The organism is Nocardioides caeni (genome assembly GCF_004912195.1).
GTDB classification, from domain to species: domain Bacteria; phylum Actinomycetota; class Actinomycetes; order Propionibacteriales; family Nocardioidaceae; genus Nocardioides; species Nocardioides caeni.
Genome location: NZ_STGW01000003.1, coordinates 218,885 through 244,520, shown reverse-complemented (window position 1 = coordinate 244,520; position 25,636 = coordinate 218,885). Strand labels below are relative to the sequence as shown.

At 71.3% G+C, this 25,636-nt stretch carries 20 protein-coding genes; 13 read left to right on the top strand and 7 right to left on the bottom strand.

Translation table 11 applies throughout. The annotated features are described in order from the left end of the window. Positions 1–7 precede the first annotated feature (7 nt). Complete coding sequence (locus E9934_RS07045; RefSeq protein WP_136562177.1) at positions 8–2,029, top strand: M3 family metallopeptidase; 2,022 nt, start codon at positions 8–10, stop codon at positions 2,027–2,029. Positions 2,030–2,041: 12 nt separating this feature from the next. Here the strand turns inward: E9934_RS07045 and E9934_RS07040 are convergent, their stop codons facing one another. The 3 genes from E9934_RS07040 to E9934_RS07030 all read right to left on the bottom strand — a co-directional run bounded on the left by E9934_RS07040 (position 2,042) and on the right by E9934_RS07030 (position 4,771). Continuing rightward, positions 2,042–3,226, bottom strand: a complete 1,185-nt coding sequence (locus E9934_RS07040) for a PQQ-dependent sugar dehydrogenase (protein WP_136562176.1) — start codon at positions 3,224–3,226, stop codon at positions 2,042–2,044. Positions 3,227–3,269: 43 nt separating this feature from the next. Continuing rightward, a complete protein-coding gene (gene panB, locus E9934_RS07035; RefSeq protein WP_136562175.1) occupies positions 3,270–4,157 on the bottom strand; it encodes a 3-methyl-2-oxobutanoate hydroxymethyltransferase in 888 nt (295 codons plus the stop codon). A gap of 110 nt (positions 4,158–4,267) precedes the next feature. Next, positions 4,268–4,771: a VOC family protein gene (locus E9934_RS07030; RefSeq protein ID WP_136562174.1), complete on the bottom strand. Its 504-nt coding sequence runs from the start codon at positions 4,769–4,771 to the stop codon at positions 4,268–4,270. A gap of 65 nt (positions 4,772–4,836) precedes the next feature. Between E9934_RS07030 and E9934_RS07025 the strand changes: the two genes are divergently transcribed. The 8 genes from E9934_RS07025 to E9934_RS06990 all read left to right on the top strand — a co-directional run bounded on the left by E9934_RS07025 (position 4,837) and on the right by E9934_RS06990 (position 15,961). Next, on the top strand, positions 4,837–6,885 hold the full coding sequence (locus tag E9934_RS07025; protein WP_136562173.1) for an NAD(+) synthase: 2,049 nt from the start codon (positions 4,837–4,839) through the stop codon (positions 6,883–6,885). Positions 6,886–6,895: 10 nt separating this feature from the next. Further along, positions 6,896–8,236 carry a type I glutamate--ammonia ligase gene (gene glnA, locus E9934_RS07020; protein ID WP_136562172.1) on the top strand — a complete coding sequence of 447 codons (1,341 nt, stop codon included), beginning with the start codon at positions 6,896–6,898 and terminating at the stop codon, positions 8,234–8,236. 16 nt (positions 8,237–8,252) lie between these two features. Further along, positions 8,253–11,195 (top strand): bifunctional [glutamine synthetase] adenylyltransferase/[glutamine synthetase]-adenylyl-L-tyrosine phosphorylase, encoded by a 2,943-nt coding sequence (locus E9934_RS07015; protein WP_136562171.1) that lies wholly within the window; start codon positions 8,253–8,255, stop codon positions 11,193–11,195. Between the two features lie 156 nt (positions 11,196–11,351). After that, on the top strand, positions 11,352–11,900 hold the full coding sequence (locus E9934_RS07010; RefSeq protein WP_193556879.1) for a manganese efflux pump MntP: 549 nt from the start codon (positions 11,352–11,354) through the stop codon (positions 11,898–11,900). An 81-nt stretch (positions 11,901–11,981) separates the two neighbouring features. Continuing rightward, positions 11,982–12,995: a FecCD family ABC transporter permease gene (locus E9934_RS07005; RefSeq protein ID WP_238694811.1), complete on the top strand. Its 1,014-nt coding sequence runs from the start codon at positions 11,982–11,984 to the stop codon at positions 12,993–12,995. Continuing rightward, positions 12,992–14,050, top strand: coding sequence for a FecCD family ABC transporter permease (locus tag E9934_RS07000; protein WP_136562169.1), 1,059 nt, complete (start codon positions 12,992–12,994; stop codon positions 14,048–14,050). Before E9934_RS07005 ends, E9934_RS07000 begins: the two co-directional genes overlap by 4 nt. Further along, a complete protein-coding gene (locus tag E9934_RS06995; RefSeq protein ID WP_136562168.1) occupies positions 14,047–14,865 on the top strand; it encodes an ABC transporter ATP-binding protein in 819 nt (272 codons plus the stop codon). Before E9934_RS07000 ends, E9934_RS06995 begins: the two co-directional genes overlap by 4 nt. Positions 14,866–14,917: 52 nt before the next feature. After that, positions 14,918–15,961, top strand: a complete 1,044-nt coding sequence (locus E9934_RS06990; RefSeq protein ID WP_136562167.1) for an iron-siderophore ABC transporter substrate-binding protein — start codon at positions 14,918–14,920, stop codon at positions 15,959–15,961. A gap of 61 nt (positions 15,962–16,022) precedes the next feature. Here the strand turns inward: E9934_RS06990 and E9934_RS06985 are convergent, their stop codons facing one another. Further along, positions 16,023–16,253, bottom strand: a complete 231-nt coding sequence (locus tag E9934_RS06985; RefSeq protein ID WP_202977224.1) for a hypothetical protein — start codon at positions 16,251–16,253, stop codon at positions 16,023–16,025. Further along, positions 16,250–17,671, bottom strand: a complete 1,422-nt coding sequence (locus E9934_RS06980; protein ID WP_136562166.1) for a glycosyltransferase family 2 protein — start codon at positions 17,669–17,671, stop codon at positions 16,250–16,252. The genes E9934_RS06985 and E9934_RS06980 overlap by 4 nt, the downstream gene beginning before the upstream one ends. A 202-nt stretch (positions 17,672–17,873) precedes the next feature. Between E9934_RS06980 and E9934_RS06975 the strand changes: the two genes are divergently transcribed. Continuing rightward, positions 17,874–19,967, top strand: a complete 2,094-nt coding sequence (locus E9934_RS06975) for a putative bifunctional diguanylate cyclase/phosphodiesterase (RefSeq protein ID WP_158294952.1) — start codon at positions 17,874–17,876, stop codon at positions 19,965–19,967. A 6-nt stretch (positions 19,968–19,973) separates the two neighbouring features. Here E9934_RS06975 and E9934_RS06970 read toward each other — a convergent pair whose 3' ends face one another. Together E9934_RS06970 and E9934_RS06965 are read right to left on the bottom strand one after the other, a co-directional pair. Next, a complete protein-coding gene (locus tag E9934_RS06970) occupies positions 19,974–21,173 on the bottom strand; it encodes an acyl-CoA dehydrogenase family protein (RefSeq protein WP_136562164.1) in 1,200 nt (399 codons plus the stop codon). Between the two features lie 41 nt (positions 21,174–21,214). Continuing rightward, positions 21,215–22,078 (bottom strand): oxygenase MpaB family protein, encoded by an 864-nt coding sequence (locus tag E9934_RS06965; RefSeq protein WP_202977223.1) that lies wholly within the window; start codon positions 22,076–22,078, stop codon positions 21,215–21,217. A gap of 51 nt (positions 22,079–22,129) precedes the next feature. Between E9934_RS06965 and E9934_RS06960 the strand changes: the two genes are divergently transcribed. Genes E9934_RS06960 through E9934_RS06950 form a run of 3 tightly spaced genes read left to right on the top strand, consistent with a single transcriptional unit; the run spans position 22,130 to position 25,619 of the window. After that, a complete protein-coding gene (locus tag E9934_RS06960) occupies positions 22,130–22,750 on the top strand; it encodes a TetR/AcrR family transcriptional regulator (RefSeq protein WP_136562163.1) in 621 nt (206 codons plus the stop codon). Between the two features lie 55 nt (positions 22,751–22,805). Next, positions 22,806–25,127, top strand: coding sequence for a molybdopterin cofactor-binding domain-containing protein (locus E9934_RS06955; protein WP_136562162.1), 2,322 nt, complete (start codon positions 22,806–22,808; stop codon positions 25,125–25,127). 9 nt (positions 25,128–25,136) lie between these two features. Next, positions 25,137–25,619, top strand: coding sequence for a (2Fe-2S)-binding protein (locus E9934_RS06950; RefSeq protein ID WP_136562161.1), 483 nt, complete (start codon positions 25,137–25,139; stop codon positions 25,617–25,619). Positions 25,620–25,636 lie beyond the last annotated feature (17 nt).

Below are 25,636 nucleotides of genomic sequence, written 5' to 3'. Positions count from 1 at the left end.
CCGACGGATGAAGGACGCACTTCTCGGGACCAGCGACCTGCCCCACGGCCTGCCACGCTTCGCGGACATCGCCGACGACGACTACGGACCGGCCCTCGAGGCCGCCATGGCCGACCAGCTCGCGGCGGTGGCCGCGATCACCGCCGACCCGTCGCCACCGACGTTCGCCAACACCCTCGAGCCGCTGGAGCGCAGTGGCGTCCAGCTGACGCGAGTGCTGCGGATCCTGGGCAACCGGGCCGGCGCCGACGCGACGCCCGCGATCGATGCGCTGCGCGCCGAGTTCGCGCCGCGCCTCGCCGCACACGGCGACGCCATCCGGCTCGACCCCACACTGTGGTCGCGGATCCGCACGGTCGCGGAGTCGCGCGAGCAGCTCGAGCCCGAGGCGGCGTACCTCGTCGAGCGCTACGTGACCGAGCTGCGGCTCGCCGGCGCAGCACTCGACGAGACCGACAAGGACCGGCTGCGACACCTCAACGAGCAGATCTCCAGCAAGGAGACGGCGTTCGAGCTCGCGCTGCAGGCCGACACCAACGAGCTCGCGGTGCACGTCACCGACGCCTCGGAGCTCGACGGTCTGACCGCCGGGGAGCTCTCGGCTGCCGCCGCCGCGGCGCGCGCCCGCGGTCTCGACGGCCATCTCGTCACCCTCGTCCTGCCGACCGCCCACCCTCACCTGGCCTCCCTCCGGGACCGGGACCTACGACGCCGCCTGTCCGAGGCGCAGCGAGCGCGCGGCGCGCGGGGCGGTGACCACGACACCCGGCGCACGGCGCTGGAGATCCTGCGACTGCGGGCCGAGCGGGCCCGGTTGCTGGGGTTCGACAACCACGCGGCGATCGTGACGGCCGACAACACGGCGGGCACGCCCAAGGCGGTCCGCTCACTGCTGGAGCGGCTCGCTGCGCCGGCGGCCCGCAACGCACGGGCCGAGCAGGAGGCGCTGTCGGCGCAGGCGGGCCACGCGATCGAGCCGTGGGACTGGCCGTTCCGCGCCGAGCAGGTCCGCGCCGAGCTTCACGACGTCGACCTGGCCGCCCTGCGGCCGTGGTTCGGGGCCGAGCGGGTGCTGCGCGACGGTGTCTTCTTCGCTGCGGGCCGGCTCCATGGGCTCGTCTTCGAGGAGCGCGCCGACCTCGAGGGCTATCACCCGGACGTGCGGGTGTTCGAGGTGAGCCGCGACGGCGAGCCGATCGGCCTCTACCTACTGGATCTCTACACCCGTGACTCCAAGCGGGGCGGCGCGTGGATGAGCAGCTTCGTCACCCCGTCGACGCTGCTCGGCGTGGACTCCGCGGTCGTCGTCAACAACCTCAATGTGCCGAAGCCGGCCGCGGGGGAGGCGACTCTGCTGACGTGGGACGAGACCCGCACGCTCTTCCACGAGTTCGGCCATGCCCTGCACGGGTTGCTCGCCCGGGCGACCTATCCGAAGTTCGGCGGCACGGCCGTCTTCCGCGACTTCGTCGAGTACCCCTCGCAGGTCAACGAGATGTGGATGCTCTGGCCGGAGGTCCTCGCCAACTACGCGGTGCACCACGAGACGGGTGAGCCGATCCCGGCGGAGGTCGTCGGTCGACTGGAGGCGGCGGAGCGCTTCAACGAGGGCTTCTCGACCAGTGAGTACCTGGCGGCCGCGCTGCTCGACCTGGCCTGGCACGAGCTGGGCCCGGAGGAGGTGCCGACCGACCCCGAGGAGGTCGCGGCGTTCGAGCAGCGGGCGCTGGCCGCGGTCGGTCTCGACAACCCCGCCGTGCCGCCGCGTTACGCCACGTCGTACTTCGCGCACAGCTTCAGCTCGGGCTACGCCTCGGCCTACTACTCCTACATCTGGAGCGAGGTGCTCGACGCCGACACGGTGGCGTGGTTCGAGGACAACGGCGGGCTCACCCGGGCCAACGGCGATCTCTACCTCGAGCACGTCATCGGGATCGGCGGGACCTGCGACCCGCTCGAGTCCTATGAGCGGTGGCGGGGCCGGCCGGCGCCGATCGAGCCGCTGCTCGAGCGCCGCGGCCTGATCTGAGGCGGATGAGGGTCAGCGGGGCCGCACCCGCAGGATGAGGTCCTCGCCGCCGCCGTTGTCGGTGGTGACGAAGAGGGACTGCCGCGACGTGGTGACGTCGCGCAGTCGCCCGTAGGACTGCAGGGCGGCGGGGAACCGCACCCAGCGGCGGGCGCCGGAGCGGTCGAACTGCACGAACATCAGCCGCTGGTCCTTCAGCACGGCGACGGCGAGGCTGTTGCGGTAGGCACCCCAGGCCGCGCCGATCACGAAGTCCGCTCCCGACGGGGCGATCGTCGGGTCGCCCGAGTGCCAGCGGGCGTTGTACTGCTGGCCGGGCAGCCCCTGGTCGGTCATCGGCACGCTCTCGTCGTAGCCGGGCACCGGGTGCCAGCCGTAGTCGTGGCCGCCGCCCAGCCGGTTGATCTCGTCGTCGCGGTAGGAACCGTGCTCGACCGACCACACCGACCCGTCGGGGCGCTGGGCGAGGCCCTGCACGTTGCGGTGGCCGTAGGTGAAGACGTAGCGACGCTTGCCGCTGCGGTTGATGTAGGGGTTGCCCTGCGCCGGCGCGCCGGTGACGCGGTTGATCCGCAGCACCTTTCCGCCCAGCGAGTCGAGGTTGCGGGGGTTGGTGCCGATCGCGGCGTCGCCGGTGCCGACCAGCATCGAGCCGTTGCGCAGGACGAGCAGCCGGCACCCACCGTGGCGACCACTGCTGGTCGGGATGCCGGTGACCAGGTGACGGACCAGGGTCGCCTCGGTGAGCCCGGCGTCCAACGTCCAGGCACTGACCCGCACGTCGTGCGAGCCGCCAGCGGTGTGCCAGCCCTGACAGGTGTAGATGCGCCGGTTGCGCGTGAAGTTCGGGTCGACCTCGAGGCCGAGCAGACCGGTCTCGCCGGAGGCCCAGACGCTGGCGCTCGGGAACTCGAGGTTGCGCTTGCCGCCCGACAGGTTGACCAGGGTCAGGGCGCGACGATCCCGCTGGGTCACCAGCAGGTGCCCGCTCGGCAGCTGCTGCACCTCCCACGGGTGGTCCAGGCCCCGCGCGATCACCTCGACCCGCAGGCCGGGGAGCGCGGCCCGGTCGGCCGGGGCGACCCGCTCGGACGCAACGGCTCGCTCGCCGCGAGGCGAGGGCCCGCCGCTGTCGGCGCACGCCACGGTCGGGATCAGCAGGACGGTGGCCGCGATCGCGGCGATTCGGGTCCGCATGGTCCGACGGTACCCCCCGGATCGGGGTCCGATCAGCGCGCCGTCAGAACGTGTGCTCCGGCGCCGGGAAGCTGCCGTCCTTGACCTCGGAGTCGTAGGCACGGGCGGCGTCGAGGAGCACGGAGCGGAGGTCGGCGTACTGCTTGACGAAGCGGGGGAGCTTGCCGGTCCGCAGGCCGAACGCGTCCTGCCAGACGAGGACCTGGCCGTCGCACTGGTTGCCCGCGCCGATCCCGATCGTGGGGATCTCGAGCGCGGCCGTCACCTCGGCGGCGACGTCGCCCGGCACCATCTCCATCACGACGGCGAACGCACCGGCCGCCTGGACGGCGAGGGCGTCGCGCAGCACGCGGTCCGCTGCCTCACCACGGCCCTGGACCCGGTAGCCGCCGAGCGCGTGCTCGGACTGCGGGGTGAAGCCGATGTGCGCCATCACGGGGATGCCGCCGCGCGCCATCAGCTCGATCTGCGGCGCCATCTCGACGCCACCCTCGAGCTTCACGCAATGGGCGCCGCCCTCCTTCATGAACCGGACGGCGGTCAGGTAGCCCTGCTCCGGCGACGCCTGATAGCTGCCGAAGGGGAGGTCGCCGACGACGAGCGCACGCGACACCGAGCGGCTCACCGCGCGGGCCAGGGGGAGGAGCTCGTCGACCGTGATCGGGATCGACGTGCTGTTGCCGAGCACGTTGTTGGACGCGCTGTCGCCGACGAGGAGCACCTCGATGCCGGCCTCGTCGAAGATCTGCGCGGTCAGCTGGTCATAGCTCGTGAGCATGGAGAAGCGCTCGCCGCGCTGCTTCATCTCCCGCAGGTGGTGGGTGCGGATCCGCTTGACCGGTGTCGTGGTCGTCGTGGTCGTCGTCGACGCAGGTGCGGACGCGGGGGCGCCGCCGTAGGGTGCGGTCTCTTCGGGGGTGCTGCTGCTCATCGTCGAGCTCCGATCATCCGTGACTCGCGGCCCGCAGCTGCGGGTCCACGTTCGTGAAGGGCAACAACGAGGCTAGTCCCGGTGGTGGCGCCAGCGCCCTGTGTGTTGGGTCACCCCGCCGGCGGACGTACGGCGGCATCGGCCGCCGCCTCGAGCTCGGCCACGACGATCCGTCGCATCCCGAGCATCGCGGCGGTCGCCGCCTCGGCGCGGGCGGGGTCGGGGTCGGTGACCAGCTCATAGAGGCGGGTCGGCACGATCTGCCACGACAGGCCGAAGCGGTCCTTCAACCATCCGCACACTGACTCCTCCCCGCCGTCGGACAGTGAGTCCCAGTAGTAGTCGACCTCCGACTGGTCGCGGCAGGTGACCGAGAACGACACGGCCTCGCTGAAGCGGAACTCGGGCCCACCGTTGATGCCGCGGAAGGTCATCCCGTCGAGCGTGAACTCGCCCGCCATCACGGTGCCCGGCTCGCCGTGGCCGACCTCGCCGTAGCGGCTCAGGTGGCCGATCGAGGAGTTCGGAAAGATGCCGGTGTAGAAGCGGGCCGCCTCCTCCAGTTGGTCGTCGAACCACAGGCAGGGCTGGATGTGCTGGCTCTCGATGCTCATGCAGGGCAGACTGTCCCGGGGCGTCGTACTCATCGGCGCACGCCGTGGCTCCCTAGACTCCTCCCGTGGACTTCTACTCGGCCTATGCCCACGGGTTCGCCCGGGTCGCCGCGGTCACCCTGCCGGTGGCGATCGCCGATCCCGCGACGAATGCGGCCCGCACCATCGAGCAGGCGCGTGCCTGCCACGACGAGGGCGTCGCCGTCGCGGTCTTCCCCGAGCTGGGCCTGACGGGGTATGCCATCGACGACCTCTTTCTGCAGGACGTGCTGCTCGACGCGGTCGCCGACGCCGTCGCGGCCCTCGTCGAAGCGAGCAGGGAACTGCGACCGGTGTTGGTCGTCGGCGCGCCGATCGTCGACCTCAACCGGATCTACAACTGCGCCGTCGTCATCCACCGCGGCGAGATCCTCGGCGTCGCGCCGAAGTCCTACCTGCCGACCTACCGCGAGTTCTACGAGGCGCGCTGGTTCGCCTCCGGCGCGGCCTACGACGGCAGCGGCACCATCGCCGCCAACGGGGCCGAGGTGCCCTTCGGCAACAACCTGGTCTTCACGGCCACCGACGTGCCGGGCCTCGCCCTGCACGTCGAGGTGTGCGAGGACATGTGGGTGCCGGTCCCGCCCAGCGCCACCGCCGCCCTGGCCGGGGCGACGGTGCTCGCCAACCTGTCCGGCAGCCCGATCACGATCGCCCGGGCCGAGGACCGGCACCTGTTGGCGCGCAGCGCGAGCGCCCGGTGCAACGCCGCCTACGTCTACGCCGCCGCCGGCCAGGGCGAGTCGACGACCGACCTGTCGTGGGACGGACAGACGATGGTCTACGAGATGGGCGACCTGCTGGGGGAGACCGAGCGCTTCCCTGACGGCCCGCGGCGCACCGTCGTCGACGTCGATCTCGACCGGTTGCGTCAGGAGCGCCAGCGTCAGGGCACCTTCGACGACAACAGGGTCGCCCTCGGCGCGTCGGTCGGCGTCATCGAGTTCACCCTCGACCCACCGGGCGGCGACATCGGCCTGCGCCGCAAGGTCGACCGCTACCCGTTCGTCCCCGATGACCCCGCCCGGCTCGCCCTGGACTGCTACGAGGCCTACAACATCCAGGTCTCCGGCCTCGAGCAACGGCTGAGTGCGATCGGGCAGCCGAAGGTCGTCATCGGCGTCAGCGGCGGGCTCGACTCCACCCATGCGCTGATCGTCGCGGCGAAGGCGATGGACCGGCTGGGCCGCCCCCGCAGCGACATCCACGCCTTCACGATGCCGGGTTTCGCGACCGGCGACACGACGAAGTCCTATGCGACCCGGCTCTCGCAGGCGCTCGGCTGCACCTTCGAGGAGCTCGACATCAAGCCGGCCGCGCGGACGATGCTCGAGGGCCTCGGTCACCCGTTCGCGGGGGGCGAGCCCGTCTATGACATCACCTTCGAGAACGTCCAGGCCGGCCTGCGCACCGACTACCTCTTCCGGCTCGCCAACCACCGCGGCGGCATCGTGCTCGGCACCGGCGACCTGTCCGAGCTGGCGCTCGGCTGGTGCACCTACGGCGTCGGCGACCAGATGTCGCACTACAACGTCAACGCCGGCGTCCCCAAGACGCTGATCCAGCACCTGATCCGGTGGGTCATCGACACCGACCAGCTGCACGACGGTCACTACGACGATGACGCCGACGAGGTGCTCCGGGAGATCCTCGAGCAGGAGATCACCCCCGAGCTGATCCCGACCGAGGAGGGCAGGAAGCCCCAGGCCACCGAGGACTCCGTCGGTCCCTATGCCCTGCAGGACTTCACGCTCTTCCACGTGCTGCGCCGCGGCTACCGGCCCAGCAAGATCGCCTTCCTCGCATGGCACGCCTGGCACGACGCGGGGGTCGGCGAGTGGCCGCCCGGCTTCCCGGAGGAGCGGCGGGCGTCGTACGACCTGGGGGAGGTGCGCCGCTGGCTGGAGCTCTTCGTCCGGCGTTTCTTCAGCAGCCAGTTCAAGCGCTCGGCGCTGCCCAACGGTCCGAAGGTGAGCCCCGGCGGGACCATGTCGCCGCGCGGCGACTGGCGGATGCCGTCGGACGCGAGCGCCGCGGCATGGCTCGCCGAGCTGGAGCGGGTCCCGACCCAATAGGGTTCTCCCCATGGGCAAGCAGGAAGACTTCGTACTCCGCGCTCTCGAGGAGCGTGACGTCCGTTTCGTGCGGCTGTGGTTCACCGACGTGCTCGGGTTCCTCAAGTCCGTCGCGGTGGCGCCGGCGGAGCTGGAGGGCGCCTTCTCCGAGGGCATCGGCTTCGACGGATCGGCGATCGAGGGCTTCGCCCGCGTCTACGAGGCCGACATGCTGGCCCTGCCCGACCCGACCACCTTCCAGATCCTGCCCTGGCGCAGCGGCGAGGGTCCGGCGACCGATCGCATGTTCTGCGACATCGTGATGCCGGACGGATCCGCGTCATATGCCGATCCGCGCAACGTGCTCAAGCGGACCCTGTCCAGGGCCGCCGAGCAGGGCTTCACCTTCTACACCCACCCCGAGATCGAATTCTACCTCTTCAAGGACGAGCCCCGGCAGGGCGAGGAGCCGGTGCCGGTCGACCGCAGCGGCTACTTCGACCACGCCGCGCACAGCCACGGCTCGGACTTCCGTCGCGAGGCGATCACGATGCTCGAGGCGATGGGCATCTCCGTGGAGTTCAGCCACCACGAGGGCGGCCCGGGCCAGCAGGAGATCGACCTGCGCTACGCCGACGCGCTGACCACGGCCGACAACATCATGACCTTCCGCACGGTCATCCGTGAGGTCGCGCTCAACCAGGGCATCTGGGCGACCTTCATGCCGAAACCGTTCACGACCCATCCCGGGTCGGGCATGCACACCCACGTCTCCCTCTTCGAGGGCGACCAGAACGCCTTCTACGAGGCGGGCGCCGAGTACCAGCTGTCGAAGACCGGACGCCAGTTCATCGCCGGCGTGCTCAAGCACGCGAGCGAGATCAGCGTCGTCACCAACCAGTGGGTCAACTCCTACAAGCGGCTCATGTTCGGGGGAGAGGCGCCGTCCTACATCTGCTGGGGCCACAACAACCGCTCCGCGATGATCCGGGTGCCGATGTACAAGCCGATGAAGGGTCAGTCGACCCGGATCGAGCTGCGCACCATCGACTCGGCCTGCAATCCCTACCTCGCCTACGCCGCGGTGCTGGCGGCCGGCCTCAAGGGCATCGAGAACGGCTACGAGCTGCCGCGCGAGGCCGAGGACGACGTGTGGGCGCTGACCGAGCGCGAGCGCCGCAGCCTCGGCATCGAGCCCCTGCCCAAGAGCCTGCACGACGCCATCGCGGTCGCCGAGCACTCCGAGCTGCTCGCCGAGACGCTGGGGGAGCAGGTCTTCGAGTTCTTCCTGCGCAACAAGCGCGCCGAGTGGGACGAGTACCGCGGCCAGGTCTCGGTCTTCGAGCGGGACCGCATGCTCCCGGTGCTGTGACCGGTCGGCGGTCCTAGTGGGCGGCCAGCGCACCGAGCTGATCCGGCTCGGGTTCGCCGATCTCGAGCGCGCGCTCAGTGCCCTCGAGGAGCTCGGACCGGGGTCGGACGAGCTGCTCGCCTACCTCGGCCGGACGGCCGATCCCGACGCTGCCCTCCACGGCCTGTGCCGGATCGCCGAGGCGCTCGAGGATCCGGGCGAGCTGATCACCGCCGTCCGCACCGACGAGGGCACCGCCATGCGGCTGCTGGGCGTGCTGGGCGCCAGCTCGGCGCTCGCGGACCACCTGGCCCACCATCCCGAGCAGTGGCGCGAGCTGACCGACCCGGCCCTGGGGTCGACCCGCCCGGCCGCCTGGGCCGTGCGGGCCGGGTTGCTCGCCGCGGTCGGAGCGGATCCGCTGGCCGACGTACCCGTGGCGACCCGGCCCGACCGCGAGGCCGTCGACTCCCTGCGGGTGGAGTATCGCCGCGTCCTCCTGCGCCTGGCCGCCCGCGACCTCACCCACCACCTCGGCGTCGACGACGCCGCCGCCGAGCTCTCGGACCTGGCCGCCGGGACCCTGGACGCCGCGCTCGCCGTGGCGCGGCAGCGGCTGGGCGAGGACGCCCTGACCGTGCGCCTCGGGGTGATCGCCATGGGCAAGTGCGGCGGCCACGAGCTCAACTACGTCTCCGACGTCGACGTCGTCTTCGTCCACGAGGGCGAGGAGCGGATCGCCGCGCGCCTGGCCGCCCAGCTGATGCAGGTCTGCTCCGACCACACCGCCGAGGGCACGATCTGGCCGGTCGACGCCAACCTCCGCCCCGAGGGCAAGGCCGGACCGCTCAGCCGCACCCTCGCCAGCCACCAGTCCTACTACGAGCGGTGGGCCGAGGCCTGGGAGTTCCAGGCGCTCCTCAAGGCCAGGCCCGTCGCCGGCGATCTCGCCCTGGGTGCGGAGTTCGTCGCCATGGTCGACCCGATGGTGTGGTCTGCCGCGGACCGCGACGGCTTCGTCGACGCCGCCCGGGCGATGCGCCAACGCGTGCTCGAGCACATCCCCGCCAAGGAGGCCGACCGCCAGCTCAAGCTGGGCGCCGGCGGCCTCCGCGACGTCGAGTTCGCCGTGCAGCTCCTGCAGCTCGTCCACGGACGAGGCGACGAGTCGATCCGTCCGTCGACCACCCTCAGCGCCCTCGCCCGCCTCACCGACGGTGGCTACATCGGACGCCACGACGGCGACGCACTGCACCGTGCCTATGCCTTCCTGCGCCAGCTCGAGCACCGCATCCAGCTGCACCGCCTCCAGCGCACCCACGTCGTCCCCTCCGACGAGGCATCCCTGCGTCGTCTGGGCCGCAGCCTCGGCTACCTCAAGGAGCCCGAGAAGAGGCTCGAGGAGACCTGGGAGGACCACCGCCGCGAGGTCAGCCGGCTCCACCAGAAGATCTTCTACCGCCCCCTGCTCAGCGCCGTCGCCCGGATGGGCGGCGACGAGGTCCGTCTCTCGTCCGAGGCCGCCGGCACCCGGCTTGCCGCCCTGGGGTACGACGATCCGGAGGCCGCGCTGCGCAACCTGGAGGCGCTGACGGCCGGCGTGAGCCGGACGGCCGCGATCCAGCGCACCCTGCTGCCCGCCATGCTCCAGTGGTTCGCCGAGTGCCCCGACCCCGACGGCGGCCTGTTCGGCTTCCGACGGCTCAGCGAGACGCTCGGGCGCAGCCCCTGGTATCTCGCCACCCTCCGCGACGAGGGAGAGGTCGCCGAGCGCCTCGCCCACCTGCTCGCCACCTCGCGCTACTGCACCGCGCTCCTCGAGAGCGAACCGGCCGGCGTACGCCTGCTGGGTGGCGACCTCCGTCCGGTCGGTCGCGCGGTCCTCGCCGAGGAGATGCTGGCGACCGGACGCCGTCAGGACGGCCTCGAGAAGGGGGTGCGGGCACTGCGCGGCGTACGTCGCCGCGAGCTGCTCCGGGTCGCCGCCGGAGACGTCCTCGGCCTCCTGGAGGTCGAGGAGGTCGGCCAGGCCCTGAGCCGGATCACCGACGCCACCCTGGAGGCGACGCTCGCCGGCGTCGTCGAGGCGACCTGCCGTCAGCGGTCGCTCGACGAGCCCCCGACCCGCATCGCACTCATCGCGATGGGCCGCTATGGCGGCTTCGAGCTCTCCTACGGCAGCGACGCCGACGTGCTCTTCGTCCACGACCCCGCCGACGACGTCGACGCCCACGAGGCCGCCACCTTCGCCCGACTGGTCGCCGAGGAGCTGCGCCGGGTGCTCTCCGTCCCCGGCCCCGACCCCGCACTGATGGTCGACGCCGACCTGCGGCCCGAGGGCCGGCAGGGTCCTCTCGTCCGCACCCTCGACTCCTACGCCGCCTACTACGCCAAGTGGTCGCACGTGTGGGAGGCACAAGCCCTCCTCCGCGCCGACGCGGTCGTCGGCGACGAGGACCTGCGCCGACGGTTCACGGAGCTCATCGACCCCCTGCGCTACCCGGCCCAGGGCCTCACGGCAGACGACGTCATCGAGGTACGCCGGATCAAGGGACGCGTCGACAAGGAGCGCCTCCCGCGCGGCGCCGACCCCACCCTCCACCTCAAGCTCGGACGAGGCGGCCTCGCCGACATCGAGTGGACGGTCCAGCTGCTGCAGCTGCGCTTCGGGCACGACGTGCCCGGACTCCGCACCCCGCAGACCCTGCCGGCGCTGGCCGCCGCAGCAGAGGCCGGGCTCGTCGGAGCCGACGATGCGCAGACCCTCGCAGCCGCGTGGCGGATGGCGTCCCGCGTCCGCAACGCCCTCGCCCTGGCCCGCGGTCGCGCCGGTGACGAGTTCCCCCGCGCCACCCTCGAGCGCCGCGCGGTCGCCAGGATCCTCGGCTACGAGCTCGGTGAGTCCGACAAGCTGCTGGACGACTACCTGCGCACCGCACGACACGCGCGCACCGTCGTCGACCGTGTCTTCTGGGAGTGACCGCGAGATCGACCTGGACACGGATCTGAACAGCAGTCACCTCCTGTCCCATTGAGAACCTTTGGTATGTCATGATGGTCCGGTCGGGCCGCGGCCGACCCCCCCAGAGGTCGCGGTCCGGCGTCGTTTTGCCCGAGCGCGTCGGAGGAGCCGCCGGTGACCACCGTCGAGCTGGTCGTGCTCGCGTTCGCCCTGGCGATGGACGCGGTGGCCGTGTCCCTGGCGGAGGGGTTGCAGCTGCGCCGGCCGCGGTGGCGCGACGCGCTGCTGATGGCCGGCATGTTCGGGCTCTTCCAGGCCCTGATGCCGGTGCTCGGGTGGGTGCTGGCGTTCTGGTTCGCCGACGAGGTCGAGACGGTCACTCCGTGGATCGCGTTCGGGCTGCTGACGCTGATCGGCGGCAAGATGATCTGGGAGGGGCTGCGCGGCGACGACGAGGACCACACGACGCCGACCGTGACCGTCCGCTCGGTGCTGCCACTGGCGATCGCCACGTCGATCGACGCGGCCGCCGTCGGTGTCACCTTCGGTGTGCTGGAGGTCGACGTCGTCCCCGCCGTCCTCCTGATCGGCGCCGTCACCTTCGTCCTGGCGCTGGCGGCCGTCTTCGTCGGCAGCCGGGTGGGGGAGAGGCTCGGCCGCTGGGCGGTCTTCCTCGGCGGCGGCATCCTCATCGCGATCGGCGTCCGCATCCTCCTCGGGTGAGGCGCCGTCGGCGGCACCCGACGCCGGTGGGCGCCACGGCCGTGGGATGCTTAGGTAATGCAAGCCTTAGACCAGGCAGCGGTGGCGAGCCCCGCGCGCGCCACCGCGACGACGGGCACCTCCCGGCGTCTGGCGATCGTGGTCGTCGCGGCCGTGCTCCTGGTGGGCGGGGTCGTCCTGAGCCTGGCCCTGGGCGTCCGCGAGGTCGCCTTCGGCGAGACCTGGCGGGCGCTGGTCGACCCGGTGGCCGGCAACGTCGACCACGCCGTGATCCGCGGTCAGCGGGTGCCGCGGACGATCATCGCCGTGCTCGCCGGCCTCGCCCTCGCTCTCGCCGGCGTCCTGGCCCAGGGGGTGACCCGCAACCCGCTCGCCGATCCCGGCCTGCTGGGGCTCAACGCGGGCGCCGCGCTGGGGATCGTCGTGGCCGCCACCGGGTTCGGCGTCGTCACGGCCGTCGGCGCGATCTGGTTCGCCTTTCTCGGTGCCGGGCTCGCAGCGGTGGTCGTCTTCGCCATCGGACACGGACGGCCGGTCCAGCTCGCACTCGCCGGCGCCACGCTGACCGCCCTGATGGCTCCGCTGTCGAACCTCCTGCTCTTCCGCGACGTCGACGCGCTCAACCAGCTGCGGTTCTGGGCGGTCGGGGCTCTCAACGGTCGTGACATCGACGCGGTCGCCGTGCTGTGGCCGTTCATCGTGGGGGGAGTGGTCATCGCCCTGCTCATGGCGCACCGGCTCAACGGGCTGGCGCTGGGCGACGACGTCGCCGCCGCGCTCGGCCAGAGCGTCGGGAGGACCCGGGCACTGGCCGGTGTCGCGATCATCGGTCTGGCCGGTGCTGCGACGGCGCTCGCGGGGCCGATCGCGCTCGTCGGCCTCGCCGTGCCGCACGCCGCTCGTCGCCTGGTCGGCTCGGACTATCGCTGGATCGTCCCGCTGAGCGCCCTGCTCGGGCCGGTCATGCTGCTCGCGGCCGACATCATCGGCCGCCTCGTCAAGGCCGACGAGCTCGAGGCCGGCGTCGTCGCCGCGCTGCTGGGCGCACCCGTCCTCATCGCCGTTGCCCGCGGCCGGAGGGTGGCCGGCCTGTGAGCGCCCCCTCGACCACGCTGACCACGCTGACCACGCTGCCCGTCGTCCGCATCCGCCGGCGCCATCGGCTGCGCACCGTGGCGGTGCTGGTCATCAGTGTCGCCCTGTGCCTGGGCCTCCTGCTGATCACGTTCGGCCTCGGCGCGGCCGGCGTGCCGCCCGAGCGCTCGTTCCCCGCACTCTTCGGCGTCGGTGACCGCTTCGACCTGCTCGTCGTCCGGGAGCTCAGGCTGCCCCGCGGACTCGCCGCCGTGATGGCGGGCGTCGCCTTCGGCCTCGCCGGCGCACTCTTCCAGTCGACGCTGCGCAACGCGCTCGCCAGTCCTGACATCCTCGGCATCTCCGGCGGTGCCTCCCTCGGCGCCGTCACCGCCGTCGTCGGGTACGGCGCCTCCGGCACCGCCGTCAACCTCGCGGCCTTCGTCGGCGCGATCGGCGCGGCGGTCGCGATCTGGCTGCTGGCCTGGCGCGGGGGACTGCACGGCATCCGGTTCGTGCTGGTCGGTGTCGGCGTCGCCTACGTGTCGTCCTCGCTGGTGGCCTGGCGCCTCTCCGAGGCGGAGCTGCGCGAGGCCGGGACCGTGCTGCTGTGGACCGTCGGCTCGGTGACGGACGTGCGCGACGGCACCCTCGGTGCGTTGAGCGTCGGCGTGGTCGCGCTGGCGCTGCTGACGATCCCGATCGCGCGGGAGCAGCGGGCCCTGGCCCTCGGCGACGAGCACGCGCTGGGTCTCGGCCTCGGACCGACGCGGGCCCGGGTGATGGCGCTGCTCGTCGGTGTCGGGCTCGTCGCGCTGGCGACGGCCGTCGCCGGACCGGTGGCCTTCGTCGCGCTCGTCGCACCGGCGATCGCCCGCCGCCTCGTCGATGACGGGGGACCGGCGCTCCTCGCCTCCGCCGCTGTCGGCGCCGCGTTGACGATGACGGCCGACGTCATCGGTCAGTACGCCCTGCCGGGCGGCATCACCGCACCCGTCGGCATCGTCACCGGGCTCGTCGGAGCCCCCTATCTCCTGTGGCTCCTGGCCCGAAGCGAAAGGAAGGCGACGCGATGAGCACCGCCATCACCGCCGAGGGCGTCTCCCTCGGCTACCGCGGTCGCACGGTGATCGAGGACCTCTCGCTCGAGCTGCCGCCGGGCAAGGTCACCGCCATCGTCGGGCCCAACGCCTGCGGCAAGTCGACGCTGCTGCGCGGCCTGGCCCGCCTGCACCCCCTCACCGCCGGACGCGTCACGGTGGACGGCGCCGACGTGGGGTCGCTGTCGCGCCGTGAGCTGGCCCGCCTGCTCGGTGTGCTGCCGCAGTCGTCCGTGGCGCCCGACGGGGTCCGGGTCGCCGAGCTGGTCGGACGGGGCCGCTTCCCGCACCAGGGCTGGTTCGGCCGGCACACCAGCCAGGACGACCAGATCGTGATGCGCTCGCTGGAGGCCACCGGCGTGGCGGACCTGGCCGACCGACGCCTCGAGGAGCTCTCGGGTGGACAGCGCCAACGGGTCTGGATCGCGATGGTGCTCGCCCAGGAGACCGACGCCGTGCTGCTCGACGAGCCCACGACGTACCTCGACGTCACCCACCAGCTCGAGCTCCTCGACCTGCTCCACGACCTCAACGCCGAGCGCGGCACGACGGTCGTCATGGTGCTGCACGAGCTCAACTACGCCGCGCGCTACGCCGACCACATGGTGGTGATGTCGAGCGGCCGGGTCGCCGCGCAGGGTGCGCCCGCCGACGTCCTGACCGTGGACTCGGTCCGCGAGGCGTTCGGCCTCGACGCGGAGGTGATCCCCGATCCGGTGACCGGCGGACCGCTCGTGGTGCCGAAGGGCCGTCGGCGGGCGACCACGGACTGGCCCACCCGCACGACTTAGGGTCACTTAAGTTAGGTTGTCCTTGCCATATCCCGAGAAGCAAGGAGCACCCGTGCGTACGACACGCGCCTTCCGCCGTGGCACTGCGCTCGTCGCAGGCCTGGCCGCAACCCTGGCGCTGGCCGCCTGTGGTCAGGACGACGGTGACGAGAAGAAGGCTGGGGCGACGACCCTCGAGGTCACCGACCAGTTCCCGATCACGATCGAGCACGCCTTCGGCGAGACCGTCATCGAGGAGGAGCCGCAGCGCGTCGCCACGTGGGGCTGGGGCGCCACCGAGGCCGCGATCGCCTCCGGCGTCTACCCGGTCGCGGTCGCCGAGCAGCTGTGGACCGTCGGCAAGGGCAACCTGCTGCCCTGGGTCGAGGAGGCGTACGACGCCGAGGGCGTCGACCACCCGACGCTGCTCCCCGACGACGGCACCGGCTCGACGGTCCCCTACGACGAGTTCATCGCCGCCAAGCCGGACCTGATCCTCGCGCCCTACTCGGGCATCACCGAGGAGCAGTTCGACCAGCTCAACGACATCGCGCCGACCGTCGCCTATCCCGAGGCGCCGTGGACGACGACGTGGCAGGACACGATCAAGATCGCGGCCAGTGCGCTGGGCCGCAGCTCCCACGGGCAGACGATCCTCGACGACATCGACGCCTACCTCGCCGACGAGGCCGAGAAGCACCCCGAGTTCGCCGGCAAGACGATCGCGGCGCTCTACCCCGGACCGAACACGATCTCGCCCTACACCGAGCTCGACCCGCGCCTGGCCGTGATGACGAAGCTCGGCTTCGAGATCGCCCCGAGTGTGGCGGCGCTCGACACCTCCGACGGTGGCTTCTACTACGAGCTGAGCTGGGAGGAGGCCGACAAGATCGACGCGGACGTGGTGATCACCTACTTCGACGACCAGACCCTGGCCGACGCCTTCTCGAAGGACCAGAAGGCGCTCGCCGTCCCGGCGGTCAAGGGCGGCCACAACGCCCAGGTCGTGGGTCGCGAGAAGATCTCCGCGGTCTCGCCGCCGACCGCGCTCAGCTTCCAGTGGTCCGGTGGCATGCCGGAGCTGATCGAGCTGCTCGCCGCCGCGGTGCCGCAGTGACCCGCTGATCGACCGTTCGACGACGACTGCCCGGGAGCGATGCTCCCGGGCAGTCGTGCGTTCAGCGCGGCGCGTCGGGATGGATGCTCCGCGTCTCCGCGCGGTGGTAGGTGCGCGGCAGGTGGTCGCGGACATAGACCTTCGGCAGCGCCTTGGCCACGGACAGCGCCACGTAGACGACGGTGTTGATGGCCACGAAGGCCGCGAGCACGGCGAAGCCGTGGGAGCGCACCAGGGACTCGGGGAGGAGGATGCCGAGCGGGGCGACCAGCGGTGCGAGCAAGGACGTCATCGGGCGCTCTCCTTCACGCGGGTCGGGGTCTGCGGGACGTGCTTCCACGTGGCCTGACGGCCGAGCGACAGGTCGACGATGCCCTTGAGGTAGACGATGTCGAGGAAGAGCGCATAGAAGAGCTCGGGAAAGAGCGTCGCCGCGAGGATCCGGGCTCGCCACCCACCTCGCCACACCGTGATGATCCGCTCGACCGTGAAGACGAGCCCGGTCCCGAGCCAGAACGGGAACCAGATCCAGGTGTCGAACGACACCATCATCAGCACCATCATCGTCAGGTAGCTGCCGAGCGCGATGACGCCGTAGCCGATGCCGAGCTGCTGGGCCCAGTAGCGGAAGGTGGCGGGTCGCATGCCGTACTCGCCGAGATTCTCCAGCGCGCCCCGCTGCCAGCGCAGCCGTTGGGCCCACAGCGCCCGCCACGTCGGCATCACCTCGGTGACGACTGTGCATTCCGAGGGCGAGACGATGAGGCCGCCCAGCACCTTCAGGGCGAGGGTGATCTCGTTGTCCTCGGTCAGGACCAGGGTGTCGTAGACATCGCCGGGGACGCCCGGGAGGCTGTGGCCCCGCTCGTCGGCCACCGTGCGCAGCGCTCGCGGCCGGAAGATGGTCGCGGTGCCCGTCAGGACGAAGACCCGGCCGCGCCGGCGTTGGAGGTCGCGGGCATAGCGGGTGTACTCGTTGCGCTGGAATTGGCCGATCAGGCCCTTGCCGTCCTCGCCGTAGAAGAGGCCGCCGATGGCCATCAGCGCGCGGTCGTCGCTCATCCGGCGTACGCCGGCCGCGAGGAAGCCGTCGTCGAGGACGGTGTCGGCGTCCATGACCATCACCAGGTCGTTCTCGCCCTGCGCCGGCAGGATCAGGCGCAGGGCCTGGTTGAGCGCCCCGGCCTTCTTGTGCACGTTGTCGACGCTCTCGATGACCTCCGCGCCGTGGTGGCGGGCGATGGCGACGGTGTCATCCGTGCAGTTGTCGGCCACCACGACGATCCGGTCGGGGGCCGCCGACTGTGCGCGCAGGGAGGTCAGGGTCGCGCCGATCGCCGCCGCCTCGTTGTGGGCGGGCACCAGCACGGTGACGGTCACGGCGCCGTGGAAGACGCCGCGGGTCTCGGCCATGATCCGCTTCGGTGACAGCGGCAGGCGGTCGCCGTCCTCGCTGCGGCGCGCGCGGTTGGCGATGCGCCGCTCCAGCAGCGCCACCCCGGCGGCGAACAGGAGGGCGAGCCCGACGGCCGCGGCCAGCGTCGCGGTGGTCGGCGCCTCGGTGTCGTAGAGGAGGTGCCACGCGCCGACGACGAGGCCGTCGGGGTCGTCGGAGCCGGCAGCGGTGTCGGACACCGACCACCACAGCAGTGCTGCGCCAGCCAGGGCGGTCCCGAAGATCAGGGCTCCGACGCCACGGTGCAGTCGCATGATGTTCCTCTCCAGGGACGTCGACGCGCCCCGCCCCGACGGTAGGGGTGTCGGAGCGGTCCGCGGGCCGGCATGGCGGCGGTCGGGACCGTTCGCCGCGAAACTCGGGACCAAGGTCCCGAACTGCTCCGAACGGTCGTCCGGGGGCCGAAGGAGCGTCAGGATGGGGCGACGGGGTGGCGCGCCCCGAGATGGAGGGGTCATGGAGTCCCGTGTCGAGGGGGCCGTGCTGGCCGAGGTGGTGGATCCCGACGATCGGCTGCGGTTGGTCATCGAGGCAGCACCCAGCGCGATGCTCCTCGTCGACGCCGCAGGACAGATCGTCCTGGCCAACGGGGAGGCCGAGCGGTCCTTCGGCTACGAGCGCGACGAGCTCCTCACCCTGCGGGTGGAGGACCTGATCCCGGCGCGCTTCCGCCATCACCACGACGTCGAGCGAGCCTCCTACGTCGCCCAGCCGGAGCGCCGCAGCATGGGCGTCGGTCGGGAGCTCTTCGGACTGCGCCGCGATGGCAGCGAGATGCCGGTCGAGATCGGCCTGAACCCGATCGTCATCGGGGGGCAGCGACACGTCCTGGCGTCGGTCATCGACATCACCGAACGGGTCCGCGGCCAGGAGGCGCTCACCCTCGCCCGCGAGGACCGCCTGCGCCGCTCGATCCTCGACGCGATGCCCTTCTCCGTCCTCGTCACCGACCACCATGGCCGCATCCTCACCGCGAATCCTGCCGCGGAGGAGCTCCTCGGCCACCGCCAGGCCGACCTGATCGGGCGCTGGCTCACCGACATCGACGGCGTCGAGCGACCGCGGTACGCCGACGGCGCCCCCGTGCTCGTCCGGGACTCGCCGGAGGAGGAGTGGGTCTATCGCCACCGCAGCGGCGCGATGATCCCGGTCAACGAGGCGATCGTGCCACTGGCCGGCGCGCACGAGGGCGAGGCCGGGCACGTCGTGGTCGCCTACGACATCGCGCACCGCATCGAGTCGCGCAACCGCGTCGAGCACCTCGCGACCCACGACGCCCTGACCAACCTGCCGAACCGGACCCTCCTGCTGCGCTACCTCGACCAGGCGGTCGAGACGTGCGACCGCACCGGCGGTCAGCTGGCGCTGCTGCTGCTCGACCTGGACCACTTCAAGCGGATCAACGACTCGCTGGGCCATCACATCGGCGACGAGCTGCTGGTGGTCGTCGCCGAGCGGCTGCTGGCGATGGTCCGCAGCACCGACGTCGTCGCCCGTCTGGGTGGGGACGAGTTCGTGCTGGTCCTGGACGACCTCGAGCCCGGCACCGACCTCGAGGGTCGGCTCGAGCGCCTGATGGCCGAGGTGCTGGCACCGGTGGTGGTCCACGGCTACGAGCTGGCCGTCACCGGCAGCATCGGCGGCACGCTCTATCCCACCGATGGCGGCGATCCTGTCACCCTCCTCAAGCACGGCGACATCGCGATGTACCAGGCCAAGGCGGCCGGCCGCAACACCGTGCGCTGGTTCGCGCCGGCGATGCTCGAGGACAACAACGACAAGCTCTCGCTGTCGGCTGCCCTGCGCCAGGCGATCGAGGCCGACGAGCTCTCGCTGGTCTATCAGCCGCAGGTCGATCTGGGCTCCGGTGAGGTCGTGGGTGTGGAGGCGCTGGCCCGCTGGACGAGCCCGAGCCTGGGCTCCGTGCCACCCGACCGGTTCATCCCGGTCGCCGAGGACGGCGGCATGATCGCCCAGCTGGGGGAGTGGGTGCTGCGCAACGCCTGCTCGGCGGTGGTGCGGATGCAGGAGGAGCTCGGCCGCCCCCTGCGGCTGGCCGTCAACGTCTCACCCCGCCAGCTGCGCGGCACGGCCTGGATCGCCGAGATCGCGGAGGCGATCGCGGTGACCGGCCTCGACCCCGGTCAGCTCGAGGTCGAGATCACCGAGGGCATCCTCATCGAGGACAGCGGCGACGTGGTCGCGACCCTCAACGCGTTGCGAGAGCTCGGGGTGTCGGTCGTCGTCGACGACTTCGGCCGTGGCTACAGCTCCCTGGCCTACCTGACCCGCTTCCCGATCGACAAGATCAAGATCGACCGGTCGTTCATCAGCGAGATCGCCGACATCGACTCCCAGGCGGCCATCGTCGACGCCATCATCGTGATGGCGCACGCGCTGGGCATGACGGTCGTCGCCGAGGGGGTGGAGACCGAGCTGCAGGAGCGCTACCTGCGCGAGCGCGGCTGCGACGAGGTGCAGGGCTATCACTACAGCCCCGGCATCCCGGCCGGTTCCGTGGTGATGGTCGCCCGCGCGCTCGGCGCCTGACGCGGCTCAGTAGGACTTGGGGAGCCCCAGCATCGCCGTGCCGATGTGGGCCAGCACGAGCTCCTCGGCGACGGGGATGTTCTTGGCGATCCGGGCGTCGCGGAAGATCCGCTCGACGGGGTACTCCTTGGAGTAGGCCATGCCTGCGAGCGTCTGGAACGCCTGGTTCGCCGCCTCCCAGCCGACCTGGGCGCCGGTCAGCTTCGCGACGTTGGCCTCGTTGCCGCACGGGCGGCCCTGGTCGAACAGCCACGCGGCCTGATAGGTCATCAGTCGCCCCAGCTCGGTCTTGGCCTTGAGCTGGGCCAGCGGGAACTGCAGTCCTTGGTTGGCGCCGATGGGACGGCCGAAGACCTCCCGCTCGCGGGCGTAGTCACAGGCGATCTTCAATGCGGCGTCCGCAGTGCCGATGCCGCCGGAGGCGGCGAGGATGCGCTCGGGGTTGAGCACGTCCCACAGCACGCCGAAACCGGCGTCGACCTCGCCGATGACGTTCTCGGCGGGGACGCGGACATCGTCGAAGAAGACCTGCGAGGAGTGCAGGATGTTGCTGCCCATCTTGGGGATGGGGTTGTAGGAGAGCGTTCCGTCGGCGAGCGCCTGCTTGACGTCGACCAGGAAGAGGGTGAAGCCCGCGGTGCGGGGCAGGCCCTGCGCCTTGGTCTCGGCCGCGGGGATGGTGCGGGTGACGGCGACCATCCAGTCGGCGTTCTCCACGTTGGAGATCCAGATCTTCTGGCCCTTGATCAGGAAGTCGTCGGTGTTGTCGGGGTCGCGTCGCGCCGACGTCTTGATCTCGATGGCGTTGGAGCCGGCATCGGGCTCGGTCAGCGCCAGGCAGAACTGCACCGTGCCGTCGGCCAGACCGGGGAGGATCCGCTGCTTCTGCTCCTCCGAGCCGTGCCGGGTCAGCGTCATCGCGCCGAACCCGGGGGTCGTCACGTAGAAGAACGTGCCCGCCACGCCTCCGGAGGCGCACAGCGTCATGTTGGCGACGGCGAGCTCGAGCAGCCCCTGGCCGCCACCGCCGTACTCCTCGGGAACGCAGAGACCGAACCAGCCGCCACGGCCGAGATCGTCGAAGATCTCCTGCGGGAACCGGTGCTCCTCCTCGCACTGCGACCAGTAGGCGTGGTCGTACTTCGCGGCGACGGCGGCGACGCCCTCGCGGACGGCGAGGGCGGATTCGGGCAGGTCGAAGTCCATCGGGGTGTCCTTGCTGGTGACGGGAGGGGAGGGACGTCCGGTCAGACGAGCGGCCTGCGGAAACGGCGACGCATCCGCATGTCCCACAGGTAGAGGTTGAACGGGAAGTTCTTGAGGAAGCGCGGGAGGGCCCGCTCGATCCGACCGGCGATGCGCAGGATCCGGTCGAAGCGCTTCTGCATGCGCCGGTTCCACGGCAGGCTCATCGCCTCGCGGATCTCGGGCGGGAGGAAGCCGGTGGTGATGAAGACCATCCCGCGGCCGAGGGTGTGGAAGGGCTTCGGGAAGTTCTTGAACTCGGTGAGCGTGAGCAGGAACTGGGCGATCGCCGGATCGATGCTGGCCTGCGCCAGACCGTCCTCCCAGTAGGCGTCGAAGGCGGCGCGGTCGGCGGGCCAGGCGTCGGCCGGCATCTGCAGCGTCGTGCCGAAGCGGGCGCAGTGCGCATAGAGCGCGTCGGCCTCGGCCTCGTCGGTGATCGGGCCGTGCATCTTCTCGATCATGTCGACGGTGCCGTAGTAGAGGCAGGCCGCGACCCAGGTCTGCAGGCCGGGATCCATGCCGCGGTACTGCACGGGCTCGCCCTCGCGGGAGACGACCTGCGCGTGCTGCCGGTTGACCTCCTTGCGGAAGGCGGCGCGCTCCTCGTCGGTGCCGAGCATCGCGACGGCGATGTAGGTGAACGTCGTGCGACCACGCTTGAAGGGCCGCTTCATCGCGGCGCCGTCGTGGACCCGGCTGTTCATCACGCCGTAGCCGACGGCCGGCCAGCTCAGCTGCAGGATGACGTTGGCGGGGCCGGCCAGGTGGGCGCCGATGCCCGACAGGTGGTCGCGCATGTCGAAGCCGGCGGGGACGGGGACGTCCCGGACCCGGGTCGGCGTGCGCTCGACGGAAGTGGTCACCCGATCAGCGTAGACTGTTGTTGGCAACCTGCCAATAGTAGGGTGCGGGACGTGACCACCTCCGACGTACGCCGCCGCCGGCTCTCGCCGGACGCCCGCCGCGAGCAGATCCTGCTCGCGGCCGAGCGGCTGTTCGCCGATCGTCCGTTTGCGGACGTGTCCACCACCGAGCTGGCCCGCGAGGCCGGCATCGCCCGTGGGTTGCTCAACCACTACTTCGGCGACAAGCGCGCCCTCTACCTCGAGGTCGTACGGCGAGCAGCGCTCCTGCCGACCATCGAGGACGTGCCGCTGCCGACCGGTCCGCTGACCGATCGCGTCGACGTGGCCGTGCGGTGGTTCCTGTCGTCCTGGACACCCGAACGGGCCTCCTACATCACCGTGCGTGCAGCCGAAGGGGTCGGGGAGGACCCCGAGGTGCTCGCGATCCTCGACGCGGGCGCCGATGTGGCGGCGGGCAGGGTGCTCGAGATGGTCGGCGGTGACCCGGAGGACGCCGCGTCCCGCGCCGTCATCCGGTCGTTCGGCGAGCTGGCTCGGGGGGCGATCAAGGAGTGGGTGCGGGAGGAGGCGCTGACCCGCGAGCAGGCGCACCTGCTGCTGAGGGAGGCGCTGCTCGCCCTCGTCGAGCGAGTCCTCCCGGAGCTGGACGGGGCGCGAGCCAACCGTTGACCAACGGCGGACCGGGATGGTGGAGTGACCACGATCACATCTCGGGGGGTCATTCATGGGGAATCACGACGGGCAGCCTCCTGCCCGGCTCAGCCGCCGGACGTTCGTCGGCTATGTCGTCGGCGGAGCGGGCGTGGCGGTGGCCGCGGACCTGACGCTCGGTGCGGCGCCGGCCAGCGCGCTGCCGATCCCGTCGCTGCCCCAGGTCGCCGAGCTCTACGACCTCAACGACTTCCTGACACACTGCGCGCTGCCGACCTCGAACCTCATCGGGATCCGCATCGACGACCAGGGTGACGCGCACTTCGCGCTGCCGCGGATGGAGGTCGGGCAGGGGATCACCACCGCCGTCGCGATGCTGATCGCCGACGAGCTGGACCTCCCGATCGAGCGGGTGCACGTCACCCTCGCGCCGGCGCGACCTGAGCTGCTCTTCAACCAGCTGACCGGCGGGTCCAACACGATCATCTCGATGTACACACCGGTCCGCGTGGCGGCAGCCGTCGCGCGCAAGGCGCTGCTCGAGGCGGCGGCGATCCAGCTGGGCGCGATCGTCTCGAGCCTCGTCGCCAAGGCCGGCGTGATCCAGGCGCCCGGTGGCGAGAGCCTGACCTATGGCGAGGCCGCTGCCTCGGCGGTGATCCCCGAGACGAAGCAGGTGCGGGTCCGGCTCAAGGACGACGCGTCCCTCGCGCTGGTCGGCAAGGGACACCGGCGCATCGACGCCGTCGACGCGGTGACCGGCCGCAAGGAATTCGCGATGGACCTCGACGTCCCCCACGCGCTGCCCACGATGGTGTGCCGGGCCCCCGACCTCAACGGGACGGCGCGGTCGGTGCGCAACCAGGGCGACGTGGAGGAGATGCCCGGCGTCACCCACGTCGCGATCATCCCGACCGGCGTCGCGGTTCGTGCGCGCACCTTCGGCCAGTGCATCGACGCCGTCCGGGCGCTCGACGTCGAGTGGAACCCCGGCACGGTGCCCGGCAAGGACGCCGCCGACGTGCTCACCGAGCTGCGCCGCGCGCAGCTGCCACTGGCGGTACCGAAGCTCGGCGCGGCCTCGGTCGAAGGTGAGTTCGTCTTCCACTTCCGCAGCGGCTCGGCACTCGAGCCCAACTGTGCCGTTGCCGACGTACGAGACGGGTCGGCGACGATCTGGGGCGGGCTGAAGTCGCCCATCGACGCGCAGTCCAAGGTCGCCAAGGCGCTCGGACTGTCGCAGGCGAAGGTCACGGTCAACGTGGTCCAGGGCGGCGGCTCGTTCGGGCGCAAGCTGTTCAGTGACGCCGCCATCGAGGCAGCCCACGCGTCGAAGGCCTTCGGTGCACCGGTCAAGCTGATGTGGCACCGCGCCGACGAGCCCCGGCAGGGTCGGGTCCACCCGATGGCGGTGTCGCGGATCCGGGCCACCGTCCTGGCCGGCAGCGTGCTGACCTTCGAGCAGCGTCACACCAGTGTCCCCGTCGACTGGAGGCACGGCCTGGGCGAGCGCCTCACGGCCGAGGTGGCGGCCCTCCCGACGGGGCTGGGCAACCTCGGGTTCTCCGAGACGGTGTTCCTGCTGACCCAGGAGCTGCCCTACAACTTCGGCGTCATCACCCAGCTGCTCAACGAGCCGCAGCCGGCGCCGACCCGCTTCAACACCGGCTCGGTGCGCAACATCTACTCGCCCGACGTCGCCACCGCCAACGAGCTGATGGTCGACCGGCTCGCCGCCCGGCTGGGCAAGGACCCGGTCGCCTTCCGGCGCAGCCACCTCAAGAGCAAGGTCGTCCGGCGGGTGCTCGATCGTGTCGCCGAGCTGGGGGAGTGGGGGCGCGCGATGCCCGCCGGGACGGCCCAGGGAATCGCGATCCACAAGGAATACAAGGGCGCGACCGCCGTCCTCGTCGAGATCGACTGCCGCCCGGAGACCGTCAACCGCAAGGTCCGCGACGCCGTCACCGGACCACGGGTCACCCGCGCCACCGTCGTCGTGGACGCCGGGCTCGTCATCAATCCCGACGGCGTGAAGGCGCAGATGATGGGCGGCTTCGCCGACGGCCTGGCGCAGGCCCTGACCTACTCCAACCACCTCGTCGACGGCCACTTCCTCGAGGCCAGCTGGGACAACTCGGCCTACACGCGGCAGTGGAACACGCCACTGGACTTCCGGTGCGAGGTGCTCGACTCGGACAGCACCGAACCGGGCGGGGTCGGGGAGGCCGGGGTCGCCGCGTCCATGGCGGCAGTCGCCTGCGCCTGGGCCCGGGCGACGGGTCGGATGCCGACGGAGTTCCCGATCAACTTCCACGATCCGCTGCACTTCGAGCCCAAGTCCTTCGTCCCGCCCGTCCCGCCGTCGCCGACCGACGGCCTGTCCTACACGTTCTGAGGAGGAGCGATGCCCCAGCACACCTTCCGCCTCAACGGGGAGACCGTGACGGTCGACGTCGAGGACGGTGTCCGCGTCCTGTGGGTCCTGCGCGACGTCCTGGGCGTCACCGGCCCCAAGTACGGCTGCGGGATCAACGTCTGCAAGGCCTGCACGTCGCACGTCAACGGCAAGGCGTTCAACCCCTGTGCGGTGCCGATCGACCAGATCGGCGAGGACGACGAGATCACCACGATCGAGGGTCTCGCCGACACGGTGGAGGGTGACGGCCTGCATCCGATGCAGGAGGCGTGGCTCGAGCACGACGTCTCCCAGTGCGGCTACTGCCAGCCCGGCCAGATCATGGCGGCCGTCGCGCTGGTCAACCGGGTGCGCGCCGAGGGACGGGCGATCACGGACGCCGACCTCGACGGGATCCGCAACGTCTGCCGCTGCGGCACCTATCCCCGGATCCGCCAGGCGATCCGGACCGGCGCGGAGTCCATGGGCTGACCCGGGGTCGATCCGGC

Excerpts from the sequence above, each read along its gene's own strand:
- E9934_RS07045 (WP_136562177.1), top strand. The coding sequence starts at position 8 with ATGAAGGACGCACTTCTCGGGACCAGCGACCTGCCCCACGGCCTGCCA.
- E9934_RS07040 (WP_136562176.1), bottom strand. The coding sequence starts at position 3,226 with ATGCGGACCCGAATCGCCGCGATCGCGGCCACCGTCCTGCTGATCCCG.
- panB (WP_136562175.1), bottom strand. The coding sequence starts at position 4,157 with ATGAGCAGCAGCACCCCCGAAGAGACCGCACCCTACGGCGGCGCCCCC.
- E9934_RS07030 (WP_136562174.1), bottom strand. The coding sequence starts at position 4,771 with ATGAGCATCGAGAGCCAGCACATCCAGCCCTGCCTGTGGTTCGACGAC.
- glnA (WP_136562172.1), top strand. The coding sequence starts at position 6,896 with ATGGGCAAGCAGGAAGACTTCGTACTCCGCGCTCTCGAGGAGCGTGAC.
- E9934_RS06995 (WP_136562168.1), top strand. The coding sequence starts at position 14,047 with ATGAGCACCGCCATCACCGCCGAGGGCGTCTCCCTCGGCTACCGCGGT.
- E9934_RS06985 (WP_202977224.1), bottom strand. The coding sequence starts at position 16,253 with ATGACGTCCTTGCTCGCACCGCTGGTCGCCCCGCTCGGCATCCTCCTC.
- E9934_RS06980 (WP_136562166.1), bottom strand. The coding sequence starts at position 17,671 with ATGCGACTGCACCGTGGCGTCGGAGCCCTGATCTTCGGGACCGCCCTG.
- E9934_RS06975 (WP_158294952.1), top strand. The coding sequence starts at position 17,874 with ATGGAGTCCCGTGTCGAGGGGGCCGTGCTGGCCGAGGTGGTGGATCCC.
- E9934_RS06970 (WP_136562164.1), bottom strand. The coding sequence starts at position 21,173 with ATGGACTTCGACCTGCCCGAATCCGCCCTCGCCGTCCGCGAGGGCGTC.
- E9934_RS06955 (WP_136562162.1), top strand. The coding sequence starts at position 22,806 with ATGGGGAATCACGACGGGCAGCCTCCTGCCCGGCTCAGCCGCCGGACG.
- E9934_RS06950 (WP_136562161.1), top strand. The coding sequence starts at position 25,137 with ATGCCCCAGCACACCTTCCGCCTCAACGGGGAGACCGTGACGGTCGAC.